The following is a 16,329-nucleotide window of genomic DNA, read 5'->3' as shown; positions in this document are numbered from 1 at the left end:
GCGCCGGATGGCACGGGCTTCGCCCGTGTTCGCGGGACAAGCCCGCTCCCACAGGTGACGCGCTAGATTTTAGAAATTGAGCAAGACAGTTGCTCTCACATTCCGTACTCAGAACCGAGCGAGTGCTTTTGCCCACCAAATCTGTTCGTCAAGGTGTGGATAAAGTGTTTGTGCTTCGCTGCAGGCCTCTGGATTCAAGCGTTACGAAGATTTGGGCAAAAAGTGATCATGATCTGCTTCTGCTCTACAGATGTGGCAAGGATCGAGGTTTTCTCGCGTTATCCACAAGCACTTTCAGTCGCGCGAAGTTTTGCACACAATCTCTGTTGGTGTCCTTGTGGATAAGGTGTACGGAATTCTCTACAGGCAAGGTTTCATAAGGCCTGCATGGGATTGATCAAATAATGATCAATCCGCCTAGTATTTTTGCCAGTACCCACATTTTCACGCTATCGCTAAGGTATCCACAAGATCCGGGAACTGTGGATAAACCATGTCGAAGCTATTGTTAAGCACTGATCGGCAACAGTCAGTGATGTGGGGGAGACCGTCCGAACCGCGTGCGTATTCACCCTATGGTGACTCGAAATCTACTCCGACACCAAGTCTGGCTTTTTGCGGCCAATATCGTGATCCATTGACTGGTAATTACCCGCTGGGGAACGGCCGTCGTTACTACAGCCCGGTCCTGATGCGGTTTATCTCGCCTGACTCGCTAAGCCCATTCTCCAGGGGCGACATCAATGGATACGCCTATTGTGGCGGTGATCCCGTGAATCGGCATGACCCAGGTGGTGCGGAATGGTACTTCGTTGGGCTTAGGGCTGGCTTTACGGTATCCAGCGCCACCACGGGGCTTGGAGCGGTTATACGCACTGCTCGTAATATTGTGGGGCGCAGGCGCGATGTGAAAATTACGCGAGGGGAAATCCTACGGCCCGAGAATTATCAGGGCCATAAGGAGCTGAGTGATAAAGATAGAATCGCGAATATGCATCACTTCTTTACAGGCGTCGCTGGTGTAACGGGTAACGTATACAGTTTTGTCGTAGGCGATGTACCTAGAGCGCAGACGGTAGGCGATATAGCCGGCATCACGGCCGTGTATACGAATACTGTGGGCGGTTGGACAGGAAACTTCGATGGACTCTCGGAGGTGCTGGGCTACCTGAAGGCATATCCGACAGAGACTCCTATGATACTTTTAGAGACTCTAGCGGATGTCACAATGTTGCCAGATGCACTGAATAACGCAGGCCTTATGTTGATAGCAGCTGCAAATAAGATAAGGAGGACGAACCCGCGACCCCACAGTGTTCAGGTGTAGCATTGATTCGTAGACACAACTGGTTGCCTGACGCACTCTGCCTCGCAAGCAGGCAGAGCGCTGTCAGGTTACTGATTACTTATTGCGCCTGCACTTCCTTCAGATACGCCGCCGGCTCCGCCCCCAGGTTGTTCAGCAAGCGCTGGCTGTACCAGTCAATGAAGTTGACCACGCCAAACTCGTAGGTCTTCGAGTATGGCCCAGGCTGGTACGCAGTGGAGTTGATACCACGCTGGTTCTCTTCGGCCAGGCGGCGGTCCTGGTCGTTGGTGGCGTCCCACACCTTGCGCATGTTCTCGGGGTTGTAGTCCACACCCTCTACGGCATCCTTGTGCACCAGCCACTTGGTAGTGACCATGGTTTCCTGGGCGCTGATCGGCCACACGGTGAACACGATCATGTGGTCGCCCATGCAGTGGTTCCAGGAGTGCGGCAGGTGCAGGATGCGCATCGAGCCCAGGTCCGGGTTCTTGATACGGCCCATCAGCTTCTGGCAGGCCTGCTTGCCGTCCATGGTCATCGACACGGTGCCCTTGAGCAGCGGCATGCGCACGATGCGGTTACGCAGGCCATGGCTCTTGTGCAGGTACGGGATCTTCTCGGCTTCCCAGGCGGCAGCGGAGGCGGCCACGTGGTCCTTGAATTCCTGGCTGGCGCGCGGGTCGTTGGTGTCGTCCCATTCCAGCAGGGTTTGCAGCAGCTCCGGGTGCGAACCGTTGCAGTGGTAGCACTCGCGGTTGTTTTCCAGCACCAGCTTCCAGTTGGCCTTTTCCATCAAGGTGGTCTGTACCGCCACCTTGGTGTTTTCCATGTCGTACGGTTCCATGTAGTGGTCCAGGGTGGCCAGGAACTCGTCGATGGCAGGCGGGTTTTCCGCCAGGCTGATGAAGATGTAGCCGCCGGCGACCTTCACGTTCACAGGCTTCAGGCCATACTGGTTCATGTCGAAGTCGGCACCCATTTCGGTACCGGCGAACAGCAGGCGGCCGTCCAGCTCGTAGGTCCACTGGTGGTACGGGCAGACCAGCTTGGCCACCTTGCCCTTGTCGCTGACGCACAGGCGCGAACCGCGGTGGCGGCAGACGTTGTGGAAGGCGTGCACCTTACCTTCGGCGCCACGCACCACGATGATCGGGTTCTTGCCGATCTGCAGGGTGATGTAGTTGCCCTTGGCCGGGATCTCGCAGGTCATGCCGGCGATCAGCCATTCCTTGTGGAAGATCTCCTGCATGTCGATCTGGAACAGACGCTCGTCGGTGTAGAAAGGCTGGGGCAGCGAGTAGGTGCGCTCGCGGGTCTGCAGCATCTCGGCGGTGGCCTTGCGTGCAGGTTCCAGTGGATCGCCCAGGCTCAGGGTTGCGGTGACGTCCATCGTGTATTCCTCGGGGCCGTGTGCGGCCGGCAAAAGGTGGCTAATCGTTGTTGTGGTGCCGCAAGGCTGCTTATCAAGAAACAGCTGGTTGTTTTGCCGTGGAGTGTGCGTCCGAAGGCGTCATGAACCGTATCCATGGGCGACATGGCCGATTTGAATTACGACGCGCCAGCCCTTGCAGCGCGGGGCTGGTCGCGATAAGCACGCCGATGTCGCTGGCAGGAATGTACGTCGTCTTCAGCTTGCGCATTATCCAAGCCATAAAAAGGCCAATAGTCGGCTGCTGGAGATGAACATGTCCGATACCTTCCTCAATCCGGTCACTACCCAGACCTGGGCCAACGGCCGTCACATCGTGCGCTGCGTCAAGGTCATCCAGGAGACCTGGGACGTGCGCACGTTCTGCTTCATGGCCGATCAGCCGATCATGTTCTTCTTCAAGCCGGGGCAGTTCGTCACCCTGGAGCTGGAGATCGAAGGCAAGCCGGTGATGCGTTCCTACACCATCTCCAGTTCACCGTCGGTGCCCTACAGCTTCTCGATCACCGTCAAGCGTGTACCGGGCGGCCTGGTGTCCAACTTCCTCCACGACACCATGCACGAAGGCGCCGAGCTGCCGGTGCACGGCCCGGTGGGGCTGTTCAACGCTATCGATTTCCCGGCGCAGAAGGTGCTTTACCTTTCGGGCGGTGTCGGGATCACCCCGGTCATGTCGATGGCGCGCTGGTTCTACGACACCAACGGCAATGTCGACATGGTGTTCGTGCACAGCGCCCGTTCGCCGAAGGACATCATCTACCACCGCGAGCTGGAGCAGATGGCCTCGCGCATCCCCAATTTCAGCCTGCACATCATTTGTGAAAAGCATGGCCTGGGTGAGCCGTGGGCGGGTTATCGCGGTTACCTCAACCAGCGCCTGATGGAGCTGATCGCGCCGGACTACATGGACCGCGTGGTGTTCTGCTGCGGCCCGACGCCATACATGACTGCGGTCAAGCGCATGCTCGAAGCGGTCGGCTTCGACATGAAGAACTATCACGAGGAATCGTTCGGCGCGACGCCGCCCGAGGCCAAGGCCGATGCGGTGGAGCATGCCGAGCAGGCTGCCGACGCGCCGGAACTGGATGCGGCCGATCTCAACCTGGTGGAGTTCATCGGCAGCGAGAAGAGCATCCGCATCGCCCCGGGCGAGACCGTGCACGCGGCGGCGGCCAAGGTTGGCCTGATGATCCCGAAAGCCTGCGGCATGGGCATTTGCGGCACCTGCAAGGTGCTCAAGCTGGGCGGCGAAGTGGAGATGGAACACAACGGCGGCATTACCGAAGAGGACGAAGCCGAGGGCTACATCCTGTCGTGCTGCAGCGTGCCGAAAGGGGATGTGCGGATCGATTACTGATCTGAAATTGCAGGGGGCTGCTTTGCAGCCCATCGCGACACAAGGCCGCTCCTACAGGGGATTGCGTACTTCCTGTAGGAGCGGCCTTGTGTCGCGATGGGCCGCAAAGCGGCCCCAGTTTTTTCAAGTACGGAACCGCGCCACCAACCCATTCAGATCCACGGCCAACCGCGACAACTCCGCACTCGCCGCACTGGTCTGATGCGCCCCGGTAGCACTCTGCACCGACAGGTCATTGATGTTCACCAGGTTACGATCCACTTCACGCGCCACCTGCGCCTGCTCTTCCGCCGCGCTGGCAATCACCAGGTTACGCTCGTTGATCTGCGCCACCGCCCCGGCGATGGTGTCCAGCGCCATGCCTGCGCCACGGGCAATGTTCAACGTGGATTCGGCACGCTCGGTGCTGGTGCGCATCGATTCCACCGCTTCTTCCGTACCGCCCTGGATACTGCCGATCATCCGCTCGATCTCGCTGGTCGACTGCTGGGTACGATGAGCCAGCGCCCGCACCTCATCCGCCACCACGGCAAAGCCACGGCCCGCCTCACCGGCACGTGCCGCCTCGATCGCGGCGTTCAGCGCCAGCAGGTTGGTCTGGTCGGCCAGGCCACGGATCACGTCCAGCACCTTGCCGATATCGCGTGACTGTTCGGCCAGGTGAGTGATCAGTTTGGCAGTGGCCTGCACATCGCCACTCATGCGCTCGATGGCACCCACGGTCTCCATCACCAGGTCACGTCCATCACCGGTGGAGCGGCTGGCTTCACTGGACGCTTCCGAGGTGCTCACGGCATTGCGCGCCACTTCTTCCACGGCGCTGGTCATTTCAGTTACCGCAGTGGCAGCCTGCTCGATCTCGTTGTTCTGCTGCTGCAGGCCACGGGCACTTTCGTCGGTGACGGCATTCAACTCTTCGGCCGCCGAGGCCAGCTGGGTGGCGGAGCCGGCGATCTGTTGCAGCGTATCGCGCAGCTTGTCCTGCATGCGGGCCATGGCACGCAGCAGGCGGGCGGCTTCGTCGGTGCCTTCGGCGCGGATGACGTGGGTCAGGTCACCGTCGGCGACCTGTTCGGCGCTTTTGAGGGCTTCTTCGATCGGCTTGACGATACTGCGGGTCAGCAGCAAGGCGCAGACGAAAGTCAGCACGGTGGCGGCGACCAGCAGGCCGATCACCAGGGCGAAGGCAGCGTCGTACTGGTTGGCGGCCTTCTCATTGGTGGCGCGGGTCTGGTCCGTGTTGATGCGCACCAGGGTGTCCATGACCTTGTTGATCTGTTCGGAGTTGGCCAGCAGGTCGCGGTTGAGCAGGTCGCGCAGTTCGTCGACGCGGTCGGCCTGGCTCAGGCTGCGCATGCGTGACTCAAGCTGGCGGTACTGGGTGAGCAACTGGCCGTACTGGTCGAACGCAGCCTGTTCGTCGGCGGCGCCGATCAACGGCAGGTAGGCCTGGCGTGCACGGTCGATCTGGCTGTTGCGCTCGTCCAGCAGGCTCAGGGTCTCGCGCTGGGTCGCCGGCTCGCGGTTGAGCAGCAGGCGGTAGGAGAGGGTGCGCATGCGCAGGTTCAGGGCGGTGAGTTCGTCGAGGATCTTGATGCTGGGCACGCTGACCTGTTCGATGACGACGCCAGCCTGGCGGATGTTGCCCATCTGGATGAGGGAGAAGATGCCGAGGCCAAGCATCAGCAGGCCGATGAGCGCGAAGCCGAGCAGCGCGCGCGGGGCGATGTTCATATTACGTAGAGACATGAAGGGACGATCCAGGCAAAGGGAAAAGGGTGCGCAAAGTGCGACAGAACATGACTTGCCGGGCTATCGGTTGTGACTGCTCAGTCTTGAGTGCTGTTGGCGAAAATTGTGAGGTTGCTAACCTTTTCCTGACCGGCGGTTGACCCATGTCGGAACAAGGGGGTGGTTCCTCTGTCAATCTGCGGGTTAGACACCTTGTGAATCCGATATTTAATGGCGATGGGCCGTACTTTTCTTTATCGTGTGCGCCCCTCGCAACAACCTGAGATAGACCCATGCTGGAAGCTTCCCTGAACCAAATCGAGCAACTGGTCAGCGACCTGATGCAGAAGAACGCTCAACTCACCGAGCAGAACACCGTCCTCGGCCAGGAACTGGCCCAGGCCAAGGAAGAGAACGAAACCCTGCAGCTGTCGCTGATGGAGCAGGAAGAGAAGAACGGCAGCACCGCCGCACGCCTGCAGGCCCTGCTCGAGCGCGCCAACGCCGGCGTCGTAGGCGCATGACACTGCGAGCGCAGCCGATCAATGTCGTGTCGATCCTCGGCAACGACTATTCGATCAAGGCGCCTGAAGGCCAGGAGGCGACCCTGGCCCAGGCGGTGCAGATGCTCAACACCGCCCTGGCCCAGACCAAGCGTCAGTACCCGACCCTGATCGGCGACAAGCTGCTGGTGCTGGCCGCGCTGAACCTGTGTTCGCGGCAGATCGAGCAGCAGGATGAGCACCGCAAGACGCTGGAGCGTACCCAGGCGCAGATCGACGCCACGGTGGACGCCATCGTGCGGACCATAGCCGAACAATAAGGCCTTGCATCGACCTCTGTGGGAGCGGGTTCACCTGCGAATGCGTCAGTGCATTCAGCATCGCATTCGCGGGTAAACCCGCTCCCACAGGGCATATGATTGCTTCAGATCACTGGATTAACTGGATACGCAAGTGTATACACTTTCCGCAAAACAATAATTATGCGGGGAGTAGAGACATGCGTATCTGGCGCAAGAGCATCCAGTGGCAGTTGATCACCAGCATGGGTGCCGCCCTGCTGGCGAGCATCCTGGTGGTGGTCATCATTTTCACGGTGGCGCTAAACCGCCTCACCGAACGCTACCTGGTTGATACCGCGCTGCCCGCCAGCATCGAGGCCATCCGCAACGACATTGAGCGCATGCTCGGCCAGCCGCTGGTGGCGGCGGCGGATATTGCCGGCAACACCCTGCTGCGCGACTGGCTTGCCGCCGGTGAAGACCCCGCCCAGGCCGCTCCATTCATCGAATACCTGACCGCCGCCAAGCAGCGCAACCAGGCCTTCACCACCTTGTTCGTCTCGACCGAAACCGGTCACTACTACAACGAGAATGGACTGGACCGTACCCTCAGCCGCAGCAACCCCAAGGACAAATGGTTCTACGGCTACATCGACAGCGGCGCCGAACGCCTGATCAACATCGACATCGACGGTGCCACCGGCGAGCTCGCGCTGTTCATCGACTATCGCGTGGAAAAGAACGGCCAACTGGTCGGTGTGGCTGGCATGGGCCTGCGCATGACCGAACTGTCGAAGCTGATTCATGACTTCAAATTTGGCGAGCACGGCAAGGTGTTCCTGGTGCGTAACGATGGCCTGATCCAGGTTCATCCGGACGCTGCCTTCAGCGGCAAACGCCAGCTCACCGAACAGCTCGGCGCGGATGCCGCCAAGGCGCTGATGACCGGCGGCGAAGGCCTGCGCAGCAGCCGCTTCAGCCGTGACGGCGAAAGCTACCTGGCGCTCGGCCTGCCCCTGCGCGACCTCAACTGGACCCTGGTGGCCGAGGTGCCGGAGGAGGAAATCTACGCGCCAATGCACCAGGCGGTATGGCTGACCAGCCTGATCGGTGGTGCCGTGGCCCTGGTATCGCTGCTGCTGGTGGTGCTGCTGGCGCGTGGCCTGGTGCGGCCGATCCGCCGCGTCACAGCGGCGCTGGTGCAGATTGGCAGTGGCGCGGGCGACCTCAGCCACCGGCTGGACGATTCACGCCAGGACGAACTGGGCGACCTGGCGCGTGGCTTCAACCGCTTCCTCGACAGCCAGCGCCGGTTGATCGGCGAGGTATTGCACACTTCCGAGCGGCTGCACCTAGCGGTCGAGCAGGTGACACAGGTGGTGGACAACACCGCCGAGCGTTCCGGGCGCCAGCAGGAAATGACCGAAATGGTCGCTACCGCCGTGCACGAAATGGGTTTGACCGTGCAGGACATTGCTCGCAATGCCGGCGATGCGGCCCAGGCCTCGCAGTCGGCGAGGGACGAAGCCCTGCAGGCGCGTGAAGTGGTGCAACGCTCGATCCGTGGTATCGAGGGGATGTCGGGTGATATCGGCAAGGCGGCAGATGCAGTCAGCCAGCTGGCCGATGAAGTGGCCTCGATCGACGAAGTTCTGGCGGTTATTCGTAGCATTTCCGAGCAAACCAACCTGCTGGCGCTGAATGCCGCCATCGAAGCGGCCAGGGCAGGGGAGATGGGCCGTGGGTTTGCCGTGGTGGCCGATGAGGTGCGTACTTTGGCCCGGCGCACGCAGCTGTCCACCGACGAAGTGCAGCAGATGATCCAGCGCTTGAAGCAGGGCGCGGGGTCGGCGGTGAGTTCGATGCAGGCGGGGCAGCAGGCGACGGGTAGCGGGGTGGAGTCGAGCCAGCGCACCGGGGCGTCATTGGGGGCGATCACTGACCAGGTGGAGCACATCAGCGACATGAACCATCAGGTGGCTACTGCGACCGAAGAGCAGTCGGCGGTGACCGAGGAGATCAACCGTACGGTGCAGGGGATTTCCGACCTGGCGCGGGAGACCGCGGCGGAGGTGCAGGGGTGCCGCGAGGAATGCCAGGCGTTGCGTGGGTTGGCGGATGACCTGGCGCGGCAGATGGGTGGGTTCAGGCTTTAGATCCGTGTTGGCTTCTTCGCGGGTGAACCCGCTCCCACAGGTTCATCATTGCTCTTGAGGGCAGTGCTGTACCTGTAGCTCTCACAGGCTCACCACAGGCCTTGAAACCTGCGCGATCCCTGTGGGAGCGGGTTTACCCGCGAATGCGGCCTGTCAGGCGCCGATGATGGCGCGGATATCCGCCGCCAGCTCGCGCACCCGCTCTTCCTCGGTATCCCACGAGCACATGAACCGCGCCCCGCCACTGCCAATGAAGGTATAGAACCGCCACCCCCTGCCGCGCAGTGCTTCGATCGCGTGCTCCGGCATCTGCAGGAACACCCCGTTGGCTTCAACCGGGAACATCAGCTCCACCCCCGGCAAGTCACTCACCAGCGAGGCGAGCAACTGCGCGCAATGGTTGGCATGCGCGCCATGGCGCAGCCAGGCGCCATCTTCCAGCAGGCCCACCCAAGGCGCCGACAGGAAGCGCATCTTCGAAGCCAGTTGCCCGGCCTGCTTGCAGCGGTAGTCGAAGTCCTCGGCCAGTTGGCGGTTGAAGAACAGGATCGCCTCGCCCACCGCCATGCCGTTCTTGGTGCCGCCAAAGCACAGCACATCGACGCCGGCCTTCCAGGTCAGCTCTGCCGGGCTGCAGCCCAGGAACGAACAGGCATTGCTGAAGCGAGCGCCGTCCATGTGCAGGTTCAGCCCCAGCTCCTTGCAGGTGGCGCTGATCGCTTTCAGCTCGTCGGGTCGATAGACGGTGCCCACCTCGGTGGCCTGGGTAATGGTCACCACCCGTGGCTTGGGGTAGTGGATGTCCTGGCGCTTCAGCGCCACTTCGCGAATCGACTGCGGTGTCAGCTTGCCGTTGACGCTGGGCGCGGTCAGCAGCTTGGAGCCGTTGGAGAAGAACTCCGGCGCACCGCACTCGTCGGTTTCGACGTGGGCGGTCTCGGAGCAGATCACGCTGTGGTAGCTCTGGCACAGCGAGGCCAGGGCCAGGGAGTTGGCGGCGGTGCCGTTGAAGGCGAAGAACACCTCGCAGTCGGTTTCGAACAGCTTGCGGAAGTATTCCGCGGCGCGTTCGGTCCACTGGTCGTCGCCATAGGCGCGGTCGTGGCCATGGTTGGCCTTTTCCATCGCTGCCCAGGCTTCGGGGCAGATGCCGGAATAGTTGTCGCTGGCGAATTGTTGGCTCTTATCTGTCATGACACTGTCCTGTGAACGACGCAGAACAGCACTCTAAACCATCGATTCAGCAGTTGCCTATACAAGCTGTGCATGGGCTGATGGCTGTGTTGTCTGTGCCGGCCTCTTCGCGGGCACGCCCGCTCCCACAAGGACCGCGCAGGCCAGGAACCATGGGCCTGTGCAGATCCCTGTGGGAGCGGGCGTGCCCGCGAAGAAGCCAACACCGCAACGAATGTCGTAAACGCGCCATTGCAAGGCGTGCGCAGGCATCTGACCCGCCCCGGCCAGTCATAACATCGCCACAAAGGGCCACAGTGCCCCACGACAAAAAATGATCGCTGCCGGGAGATACACGATGTTCAGCAAGCAAGACCAGATCCAGGGTTACGACGATGCACTGCTGGCGGCGATGAATGCCGAAGAACAGCGCCAGGAAGACCACATCGAGCTGATCGCCTCGGAAAACTACACCTCCAAGCGCGTGATGCAGGCCCAAGGCAGCGGCCTGACCAACAAGTACGCCGAAGGCTACCCGGGCAAGCGCTACTACGGTGGCTGCGAGCACGTGGACAAGGTAGAGGCCCTGGCCATCGAGCGCGCCAAGCAGCTGTTCGGTGCCGACTACGCCAACGTCCAGCCGCACTCCGGCTCCTCGGCCAACGGTGCCGTCTACCTGGCCCTGCTGCAGGCTGGTGACACCATCCTCGGCATGAGCCTGGCCCACGGCGGCCACCTGACCCACGGCGCCAAGGTGTCGTCCTCGGGCAAGCTGTACAACGCTGTGCAATACGGCATCGACACCAACACCGGCCTGATCGACTACGACGAAGTCGAGCGCCTGGCTGTCGAGCACAAGCCGAAAATGATCGTTGCCGGCTTCTCGGCCTACTCCAAGACCCTCGACTTCCCACGCTTCCGCGCCATCGCCGACAAGGTCGGTGCGCTGCTGTTCGTCGACATGGCCCACGTAGCCGGCCTGGTTGCCGCTGGCCTGTACCCGAACCCGATCCCGTTCGCCGATGTGGTTACCACCACCACCCACAAGACCCTGCGCGGCCCACGTGGCGGCCTGATCCTGGCCAAGTCGAACGAAGAGATCGAGAAAAAACTGAACGCCGCGGTGTTCCCTGGCGCCCAGGGCGGCCCGCTGATGCACGTTATCGCCGCCAAGGCCGTGTGCTTCAAGGAAGCACTGGAGCCTGAATTCAAGGCCTACCAGCAACAAGTGATCGAAAACGCCCAGGCCATGGCCCAGGTGTTCATCGACCGCGGCTACGACGTGGTTTCCGGTGGCACCGACAACCACCTGTTCCTGGTCAGCCTGATCCGCCAGGGCCTCACCGGCAAAGATGCCGACGCCGCCCTGGGCCGCGCGCACATCACCGTCAACAAGAACGCCGTGCCGAATGACCCGCAGTCGCCATTCGTCACCTCGGGCCTGCGTATCGGCACCCCGGCCGTCACCACCCGCGGCTTCAAGGTCGCTCAGTGCGTGGCCCTGGCCGGCTGGATCTGCGACATCCTCGACAACCTCGGTGACGCAGACGTCGAAGCCGATGTGGCGAAGAACGTCGCGGCCCTGTGCGCAGATTTCCCTGTTTACCGCTGAGTGGAGTCACACACCATGCAACGTTACTCGGGCTTCGGCCTTTTCAAGCACTCCCTCAGCCACCACGAGAACTGGCAGCGCATGTGGCGCACGCCAACCCCTAAAAAGGTCTACGACGTGGTTATCGTCGGCGGTGGCGGCCATGGCCTGGCCACGGCCTACTACCTGGCCAAGGAACACGGCATCACCAACGTTGCCGTGATCGAGAAGGGTTACCTGGGCGGCGGCAACACCGCCCGTAACACCACCATCGTGCGTTCCAACTACCTGTGGGACGAATCGGCGCACCTGTACGAGCACGCCATGAAGCTGTGGGAGGGCCTGTCCCAGGACCTCAACTACAACGTGATGTTCTCCCAGCGCGGCGTGTACAACCTGTGCCACACCCTGCAGGACATGCGTGACTCCGAGCGCCGGGTCAGCGCCAACCGCCTGAACGGCGTGGATGGCGAGCTGCTCAACACCGCCCAGGTCGCGGCCGAGATCCCGTACCTGGATTGCTCGAAGAACACCCGCTACCCGATCCTTGGTGCCACCGTGCAGCGCCGTGGCGGCGTGGCCCGTCACGACGCCGTGGCCTGGGGCTTCGCCCGTGCCGCCGACGCCTTGGGCGTGGACCTGATCCAGCAGACCGAAGTGATCGGTTTCCGCAAGGAAAACGGCGCGGTCATTGGCGTGGAAACCAACAAAGGTTTCATCGGCGCCAAGCGCGTCGGCGTGGTCACCGCCGGTAACTCCGGGCACATGGCCAAGCTGGCCGGCTTCCGCCTGCCGCTGGAATCGCACCCGCTTCAAGCACTGGTATCCGAGCCGATCAAGCCGATCATCGACAGCGTGATCATGTCCAACGCCGTGCACGGCTACATCAGCCAGTCCGACAAGGGCGACCTGGTGATCGGTGCCGGTATCGACGGCTGGGTCGGCTACGGCCAGCGCGGTTCGTACCCGGTGATCGAGCACACCCTGCAGGCCATCGTCGAGATGTTCCCCAACCTCTCGCGCGTACGCATGAACCGCCAGTGGGGCGGCATCGTCGATACCTCGCCGGACGCTTGCCCGATCATCACCAAGACCCCGGTCAAGAACATGTTCTTCAACTGCGGTTGGGGTACTGGCGGCTTCAAGGCGACCCCGGGTTCGGGCAACGTCTTCGCCGCGAGCCTGGCCAAGGGCGAAATGCACCCACTGGCCGCGCCGTTCTCCATGGACCGTTTCTACAACGGCGCACTGATCGACGAACACGGCGCCGCCGCCGTCGCCCACTAACCGGAGACACCGTCATGTTGCATATTTTCTGTCCCCACTGCGGCGAGCTGCGCTCCGAAGAAGAGTTCCACGCCTCTGGCCAGGCGCACATCGCCCGCCCGCTGGACCCTAACGCCTGCTCCGACGAGGAGTGGGGTACCTACATGTTCTACCGTGACAACCCACGCGGTATTCACCACGAACTGTGGGACCACGTTGCCGGCTGCCGCCAGTATTTCAACGTCACCCGCGACACCGTGACCTACGAGATTCTGGAAACCTACAAGATTGGCGAGAAGCCGCAAGTGACCGCCAGCGGCAAGCAGAACAGCGCCGCGTCGACCGTCAAAGGCCAAGGGGAAAAAGTATGAGCCAGACCTATCGCCTCGCCAGCGGCGGCCGTATCGACCGCAGCAAGGTCCTGAACTTCACTTTCAACGGCAAGACCTACCAAGGTTATGCCGGTGACAGCCTGGCCGCCGCACTGCTGGCCAACGGCGTCGACATCGTCGGCCGCAGCTTCAAGTATTCGCGCCCACGCGGCATCATCGCCGCCGGTACCGAAGAGCCGAACGCCATCCTGCAGATCGGCTCGAGCGAAGCCACCCAGATCCCCAACGTGCGTGCCACCCAGCAGGCGCTGTACGCAGGTCTTGTAGCTACCAGCACCAACGGCTGGCCGAACGTCAACAACGACGTCATGGGCATCCTGGGCAAGGTGGGCGGCAGCATGATGCCGCCGGGCTTCTACTACAAAACCTTCATGTACCCGAAATCGTTCTGGATGACTTACGAGAAGTACATCCGCAAAGCCGCGGGCCTTGGCCGCGCGCCGCTGCAGAACGACCCGGACAGCTACGACTACATGAACCAGCACTGCGACGTGCTGATCGTCGGCGCTGGCCCTGCCGGCCTGGCCGCTGCACTGGCCGCAGCCCGCAGCGGTGCCCGCGTGATCCTGGCTGACGAGCAGGAAGAGTTCGGCGGCAGCCTGCTCGACACCCGCGAAACCCTCGACGGCAAGCCTGCTGCCGATTGGGTCAGCGCCGTGGTGAAAGAGCTGGAAAGCCTGCCGGAAGTGACCTTGCTGCCACGTGCCACGGTCAACGGCTACCACGACCATAACTTCCTGACCATCCACGAGCGCCTCACCGACCACCTCGGCGACCGCGCCCCGATCGGCCAGGTACGCCACCGCGTACACCGCGTCCGCGCCAAGCGCGTGGTGCTGGCTGCCGGCGCCCACGAGCGCCCGCTGGTGTACGGCAACAACGACCTGCCGGGCAACATGCTGGCCGGTGCCGTGTCCACCTACGTACGCCGCTACGGCGTGGCCCCGGGCCGCAAGCTGGTGCTGTCGACCAACAACGACCACGCCTACCGCGCCGCGCTGGACTGGCACGACGCCGGCCTGCAAGTGGTCGCCATTGCCGACGCCCGCCACAACCCGCGTGGCTCGCTGGTTGAAGAAGCACGTGCCAAAGGCATTCGCATCCTCACCTCCAGCGCCGTGATCGAGGCCAAGGGCAGCAAGCACGTCACCGGCGCCCGCGTGGCCGCCATCGATGTGCAGGCACACAAGGTCACCAGCCCTGGCGAAACCCTCGAGTGCGACCTGATCGCCACCTCCGGCGGCTACAGCCCGATCGTGCACCTGGCTTCGCACCTGGGCGGTCGCCCGGTATGGCGTGAAGACATCCTCGGCTTCGTGCCGGGCGATGCCCCGCAAAAACGCGAATGCGTGGGTGGCATCAACGGCGTCTACGCCCTGGGCGACGTGATTGCCGATGGCTTCGAAGGCGGCGTTCGCGCAGCCACCGAAGCGGGCTTCAAGGCCACCGTCGGCAGCCTGCCGAAAACCGTTGCGCGCAAGGAAGAGGCCACCGTGGCGCTGTTCCAGGTGCCGCACGACAAGGGCACTGCCCGCGCACCCAAGCAGTTCGTCGACCAGCAGAACGACGTCACCGCGGCCGCCATCGAACTGGCCACCCGCGAAGGCTTCGAGTCGGTCGAGCACGTGAAACGCTACACCGCGCTGGGCTTCGGTACCGACCAGGGCAAACTGGGCAACATCAACGGCCTGGCCATCGCCGCCCGTTCGATCGGCATTACCATCCCGGAAATGGGCACCACCATGTTCCGCCCCAACTACACGCCGGTTACCTTCGGTGCAGTAGCGGGCCGTCACTGTGGTCACCTGTTCGAGCCCGTACGCTTCACCGCCCTGCATGCCTGGCACGTGAAGAACGGCGCCGAGTTCGAAGACGTCGGCCAGTGGAAGCGCCCGTGGTACTTCCCGAAAGCCGGTGAAGACATCCACGCCGCCGTGACCCGTGAGTGCAAGGCCGTGCGCGACAGCGTGGGCCTGCTGGACGCCTCGACCCTGGGCAAGATCGACATCCAGGGCCCGGATGCGCGTGAGTTCCTCAACCGCATCTACACCAACGCCTGGACCAAGCTCGACGTGGGCAAGGCCCGCTATGGCCTGATGTGCAAGGAAGACGGCATGGTCTTCGACGACGGCGTGACCGCCTGCGTCGGCGACAACCACTTCATCATGACCACCACCACTGGCGGCGCCGCCCGCGTGCTGCAGTGGATGGAGCTGTACCACCAGACCGAATGGCCGGAACTGAAGGTGTACTTCACCTCGGTCACCGACCACTGGGCCACCATGACCCTGTCCGGCCCCAACAGCCGCAAGCTGCTGAGCGAGCTGACCGACATCGACATGGACAAGGAAGCCTTCCCGTTCATGACCTGGAAGGAAGGCAACGTCGGCGGCGTACCGGCCCGGGTGTTCCGTATCTCGTTCACCGGCGAGCTGTCGTACGAAGTCAACGTGCAGGCCAACTACGCCATGGGCGTGCTGGAACAGATCATCGAGGCAGGCAAGAAGTACAACCTGACCCCGTACGGTACCGAGACCATGCACGTACTGCGTGCCGAGAAGGGCTTCATCATCGTTGGTCAGGACACCGATGGCTCGATGAACCCGGACGACCTGAACATGAGCTGGTGCGTGGGCCGTAACAAGCCGTTCTCGTGGATCGGCCTGCGTGGCATGAACCGCGAAGACTGCCTGCGCGACAACCGCAAGCAACTGGTAGGCCTGAAGCCGGTCGACCCGAACCAGTGGCTGCCGGAAGGCGCCCAGCTGGTGTTCGACCCGAAACAGCCGATCCCGATGGATATGGTTGGCCACGTCACCTCCAGCTACGCGTCCAACTCCCTGGGCTACTCGTTCGCCATGGGTGTGGTCAAAGGCGGCCTCAAGCGCATGGGCGAGCGCGTCTACTCGCCGCAGGCGGATGGCAGCGTGATCGAGGCGGAGATCGTGTCTTCGGTGTTCTTCGATCCGAAGGGTGAGCGGCAGAACGTTTGAGGCTTCACCGGTAGCTCTGATTGGAATGCGACCTCTGTGGGAGCGGGTTCACCCGCGAATGCGATGGTGGATTCACCGCCCTCTTCGCGGGTAAACCCGCTCCCACACTGGGTCTCCTCAGTCTGTGACTACAGGTTCTACCTCAGGT

The 16,329-nt window shown here is 62.3% G+C and carries 12 protein-coding genes and 2 pseudogenes; 10 read left to right on the top strand and 4 right to left on the bottom strand.

The genetic code is table 11. From position 1 onward, the window contains the following. The first annotated feature begins 493 nt into the window (after positions 1 to 493). Positions 494 to 1,327, top strand: a complete 834-nt coding sequence (locus ABIB24_RS17565) for an RHS repeat-associated core domain-containing protein (RefSeq protein ID WP_137162802.1) — start codon at positions 494 to 496, stop codon at positions 1,325 to 1,327. A 79-nt stretch (positions 1,328 to 1,406) separates the two neighbouring features. On the opposite strand, the gene gbca is transcribed toward ABIB24_RS17565, so the two are convergent. Then, positions 1,407 to 2,699 carry a glycine betaine monooxygenase oxygenase subunit gene (gene gbca / locus ABIB24_RS17560; protein WP_137162803.1) on the bottom strand — a complete coding sequence of 431 codons (1,293 nt, stop codon included), beginning with the start codon at positions 2,697 to 2,699 and terminating at the stop codon, positions 1,407 to 1,409. A gap of 295 nt (positions 2,700 to 2,994) precedes the next feature. On the opposite strand from gbca, the gene gbcB reads away from it, so the two are divergent. Next, positions 2,995 to 4,095: a glycine betaine monooxygenase reductase subunit gene (gene gbcB, locus ABIB24_RS17555; protein ID WP_015268654.1), complete on the top strand. Its 1,101-nt coding sequence runs from the start codon at positions 2,995 to 2,997 to the stop codon at positions 4,093 to 4,095. Positions 4,096 to 4,218: 123 nt separating this feature from the next. On the opposite strand, the gene ABIB24_RS26890 is transcribed toward gbcB, so the two are convergent. Continuing rightward, positions 4,219 to 5,082 (bottom strand): methyl-accepting chemotaxis protein, encoded by an 864-nt coding sequence (locus tag ABIB24_RS26890; protein WP_406669825.1) that lies wholly within the window; start codon positions 5,080 to 5,082, stop codon positions 4,219 to 4,221. After that, a pseudogene (locus tag ABIB24_RS26885) lies at positions 5,074 to 5,829 on the bottom strand (MCP four helix bundle domain-containing protein); the annotation flags it as partial. The gene ABIB24_RS26890 and the pseudogene ABIB24_RS26885, both read right to left, overlap by 9 nt. A 290-nt stretch (positions 5,830 to 6,119) precedes the next feature. On the opposite strand from ABIB24_RS26885, the gene ABIB24_RS17545 reads away from it, so the two are divergent. From ABIB24_RS17545 to ABIB24_RS26875, 4 genes and pseudogenes are all read left to right on the top strand, one after another. Next, complete coding sequence (locus tag ABIB24_RS17545) at positions 6,120 to 6,350, top strand: hypothetical protein (RefSeq protein ID WP_085618417.1); 231 nt, start codon at positions 6,120 to 6,122, stop codon at positions 6,348 to 6,350. Further along, positions 6,347 to 6,649: a cell division protein ZapA gene (locus tag ABIB24_RS17540; protein WP_025337391.1), complete on the top strand. Its 303-nt coding sequence runs from the start codon at positions 6,347 to 6,349 to the stop codon at positions 6,647 to 6,649. The genes ABIB24_RS17545 and ABIB24_RS17540 overlap by 4 nt, the downstream gene beginning before the upstream one ends. A 95-nt stretch (positions 6,650 to 6,744) precedes the next feature. Next, positions 6,745 to 7,902, top strand: a pseudogene (locus tag ABIB24_RS26880) (HAMP domain-containing protein); the annotation flags it as partial. A gap of 126 nt (positions 7,903 to 8,028) precedes the next feature. Further along, positions 8,029 to 8,766 (top strand): methyl-accepting chemotaxis protein, encoded by a 738-nt coding sequence (locus ABIB24_RS26875; RefSeq protein WP_371915766.1) that lies wholly within the window; start codon positions 8,029 to 8,031, stop codon positions 8,764 to 8,766. Between the two features lie 153 nt (positions 8,767 to 8,919). Here ABIB24_RS26875 and ABIB24_RS17530 read toward each other — a convergent pair whose 3' ends face one another. Further along, positions 8,920 to 9,960 (bottom strand): threonine aldolase family protein, encoded by a 1,041-nt coding sequence (locus ABIB24_RS17530; protein ID WP_025337393.1) that lies wholly within the window; start codon positions 9,958 to 9,960, stop codon positions 8,920 to 8,922. Between the two features lie 337 nt (positions 9,961 to 10,297). On the opposite strand from ABIB24_RS17530, the gene ABIB24_RS17525 reads away from it, so the two are divergent. Genes ABIB24_RS17525 through ABIB24_RS17510 form a run of 4 tightly spaced genes read left to right on the top strand, consistent with a single transcriptional unit; the run spans position 10,298 to position 16,181 of the window. Beyond that, entirely contained in the window at positions 10,298 to 11,551 is a 1,254-nt protein-coding gene (locus ABIB24_RS17525) for a serine hydroxymethyltransferase (RefSeq protein ID WP_025337394.1), read from the top strand. Between the two features lie 15 nt (positions 11,552 to 11,566). Continuing rightward, positions 11,567 to 12,817: a sarcosine oxidase subunit beta family protein gene (locus tag ABIB24_RS17520; RefSeq protein ID WP_003255680.1), complete on the top strand. Its 1,251-nt coding sequence runs from the start codon at positions 11,567 to 11,569 to the stop codon at positions 12,815 to 12,817. Between the two features lie 14 nt (positions 12,818 to 12,831). Then, positions 12,832 to 13,167 carry a sarcosine oxidase subunit delta gene (locus ABIB24_RS17515; RefSeq protein WP_013970519.1) on the top strand — a complete coding sequence of 112 codons (336 nt, stop codon included), beginning with the start codon at positions 12,832 to 12,834 and terminating at the stop codon, positions 13,165 to 13,167. Next, positions 13,164 to 16,181, top strand: coding sequence for a sarcosine oxidase subunit alpha (locus ABIB24_RS17510; protein ID WP_025337395.1), 3,018 nt, complete (start codon positions 13,164 to 13,166; stop codon positions 16,179 to 16,181). Before ABIB24_RS17515 ends, ABIB24_RS17510 begins: the two co-directional genes overlap by 4 nt. Positions 16,182 to 16,329: the final 148 nt, after the last annotated feature.

The sequence above is a fragment of the Pseudomonas sp. UYEF17 genome (assembly GCF_040546125.1).
GTDB lineage: Bacteria > Pseudomonadota > Gammaproteobacteria > Pseudomonadales > Pseudomonadaceae > Aquipseudomonas > Aquipseudomonas putida_Z.
The sequence above is the reverse complement of the archived record's forward strand: the minus strand, read 5'-3'. Positions and strand labels throughout refer to the sequence as shown.

Excerpts from the sequence above, each read along its gene's own strand:
- ABIB24_RS17540 (WP_025337391.1), top strand. The coding sequence starts at position 6,347 with ATGACACTGCGAGCGCAGCCGATCAATGTCGTGTCGATCCTCGGCAAC.
- ABIB24_RS26875 (WP_371915766.1), top strand. The coding sequence starts at position 8,029 with ATGACCGAAATGGTCGCTACCGCCGTGCACGAAATGGGTTTGACCGTG.
- ABIB24_RS26890 (WP_406669825.1), bottom strand. The coding sequence starts at position 5,082 with ATGCAGGACAAGCTGCGCGATACGCTGCAACAGATCGCCGGCTCCGCC.
- ABIB24_RS17525 (WP_025337394.1), top strand. The coding sequence starts at position 10,298 with ATGTTCAGCAAGCAAGACCAGATCCAGGGTTACGACGATGCACTGCTG.
- ABIB24_RS17565 (WP_137162802.1), top strand. The coding sequence starts at position 494 with ATGTCGAAGCTATTGTTAAGCACTGATCGGCAACAGTCAGTGATGTGG.
- gbcB (WP_015268654.1), top strand. The coding sequence starts at position 2,995 with ATGTCCGATACCTTCCTCAATCCGGTCACTACCCAGACCTGGGCCAAC.
- ABIB24_RS17510 (WP_025337395.1), top strand. The coding sequence starts at position 13,164 with ATGAGCCAGACCTATCGCCTCGCCAGCGGCGGCCGTATCGACCGCAGC.
- ABIB24_RS17530 (WP_025337393.1), bottom strand. The coding sequence starts at position 9,960 with ATGACAGATAAGAGCCAACAATTCGCCAGCGACAACTATTCCGGCATC.
- gbca (WP_137162803.1), bottom strand. The coding sequence starts at position 2,699 with ATGGACGTCACCGCAACCCTGAGCCTGGGCGATCCACTGGAACCTGCA.
- ABIB24_RS17515 (WP_013970519.1), top strand. The coding sequence starts at position 12,832 with ATGTTGCATATTTTCTGTCCCCACTGCGGCGAGCTGCGCTCCGAAGAA.
- ABIB24_RS17545 (WP_085618417.1), top strand. The coding sequence starts at position 6,120 with ATGCTGGAAGCTTCCCTGAACCAAATCGAGCAACTGGTCAGCGACCTG.
- ABIB24_RS17520 (WP_003255680.1), top strand. The coding sequence starts at position 11,567 with ATGCAACGTTACTCGGGCTTCGGCCTTTTCAAGCACTCCCTCAGCCAC.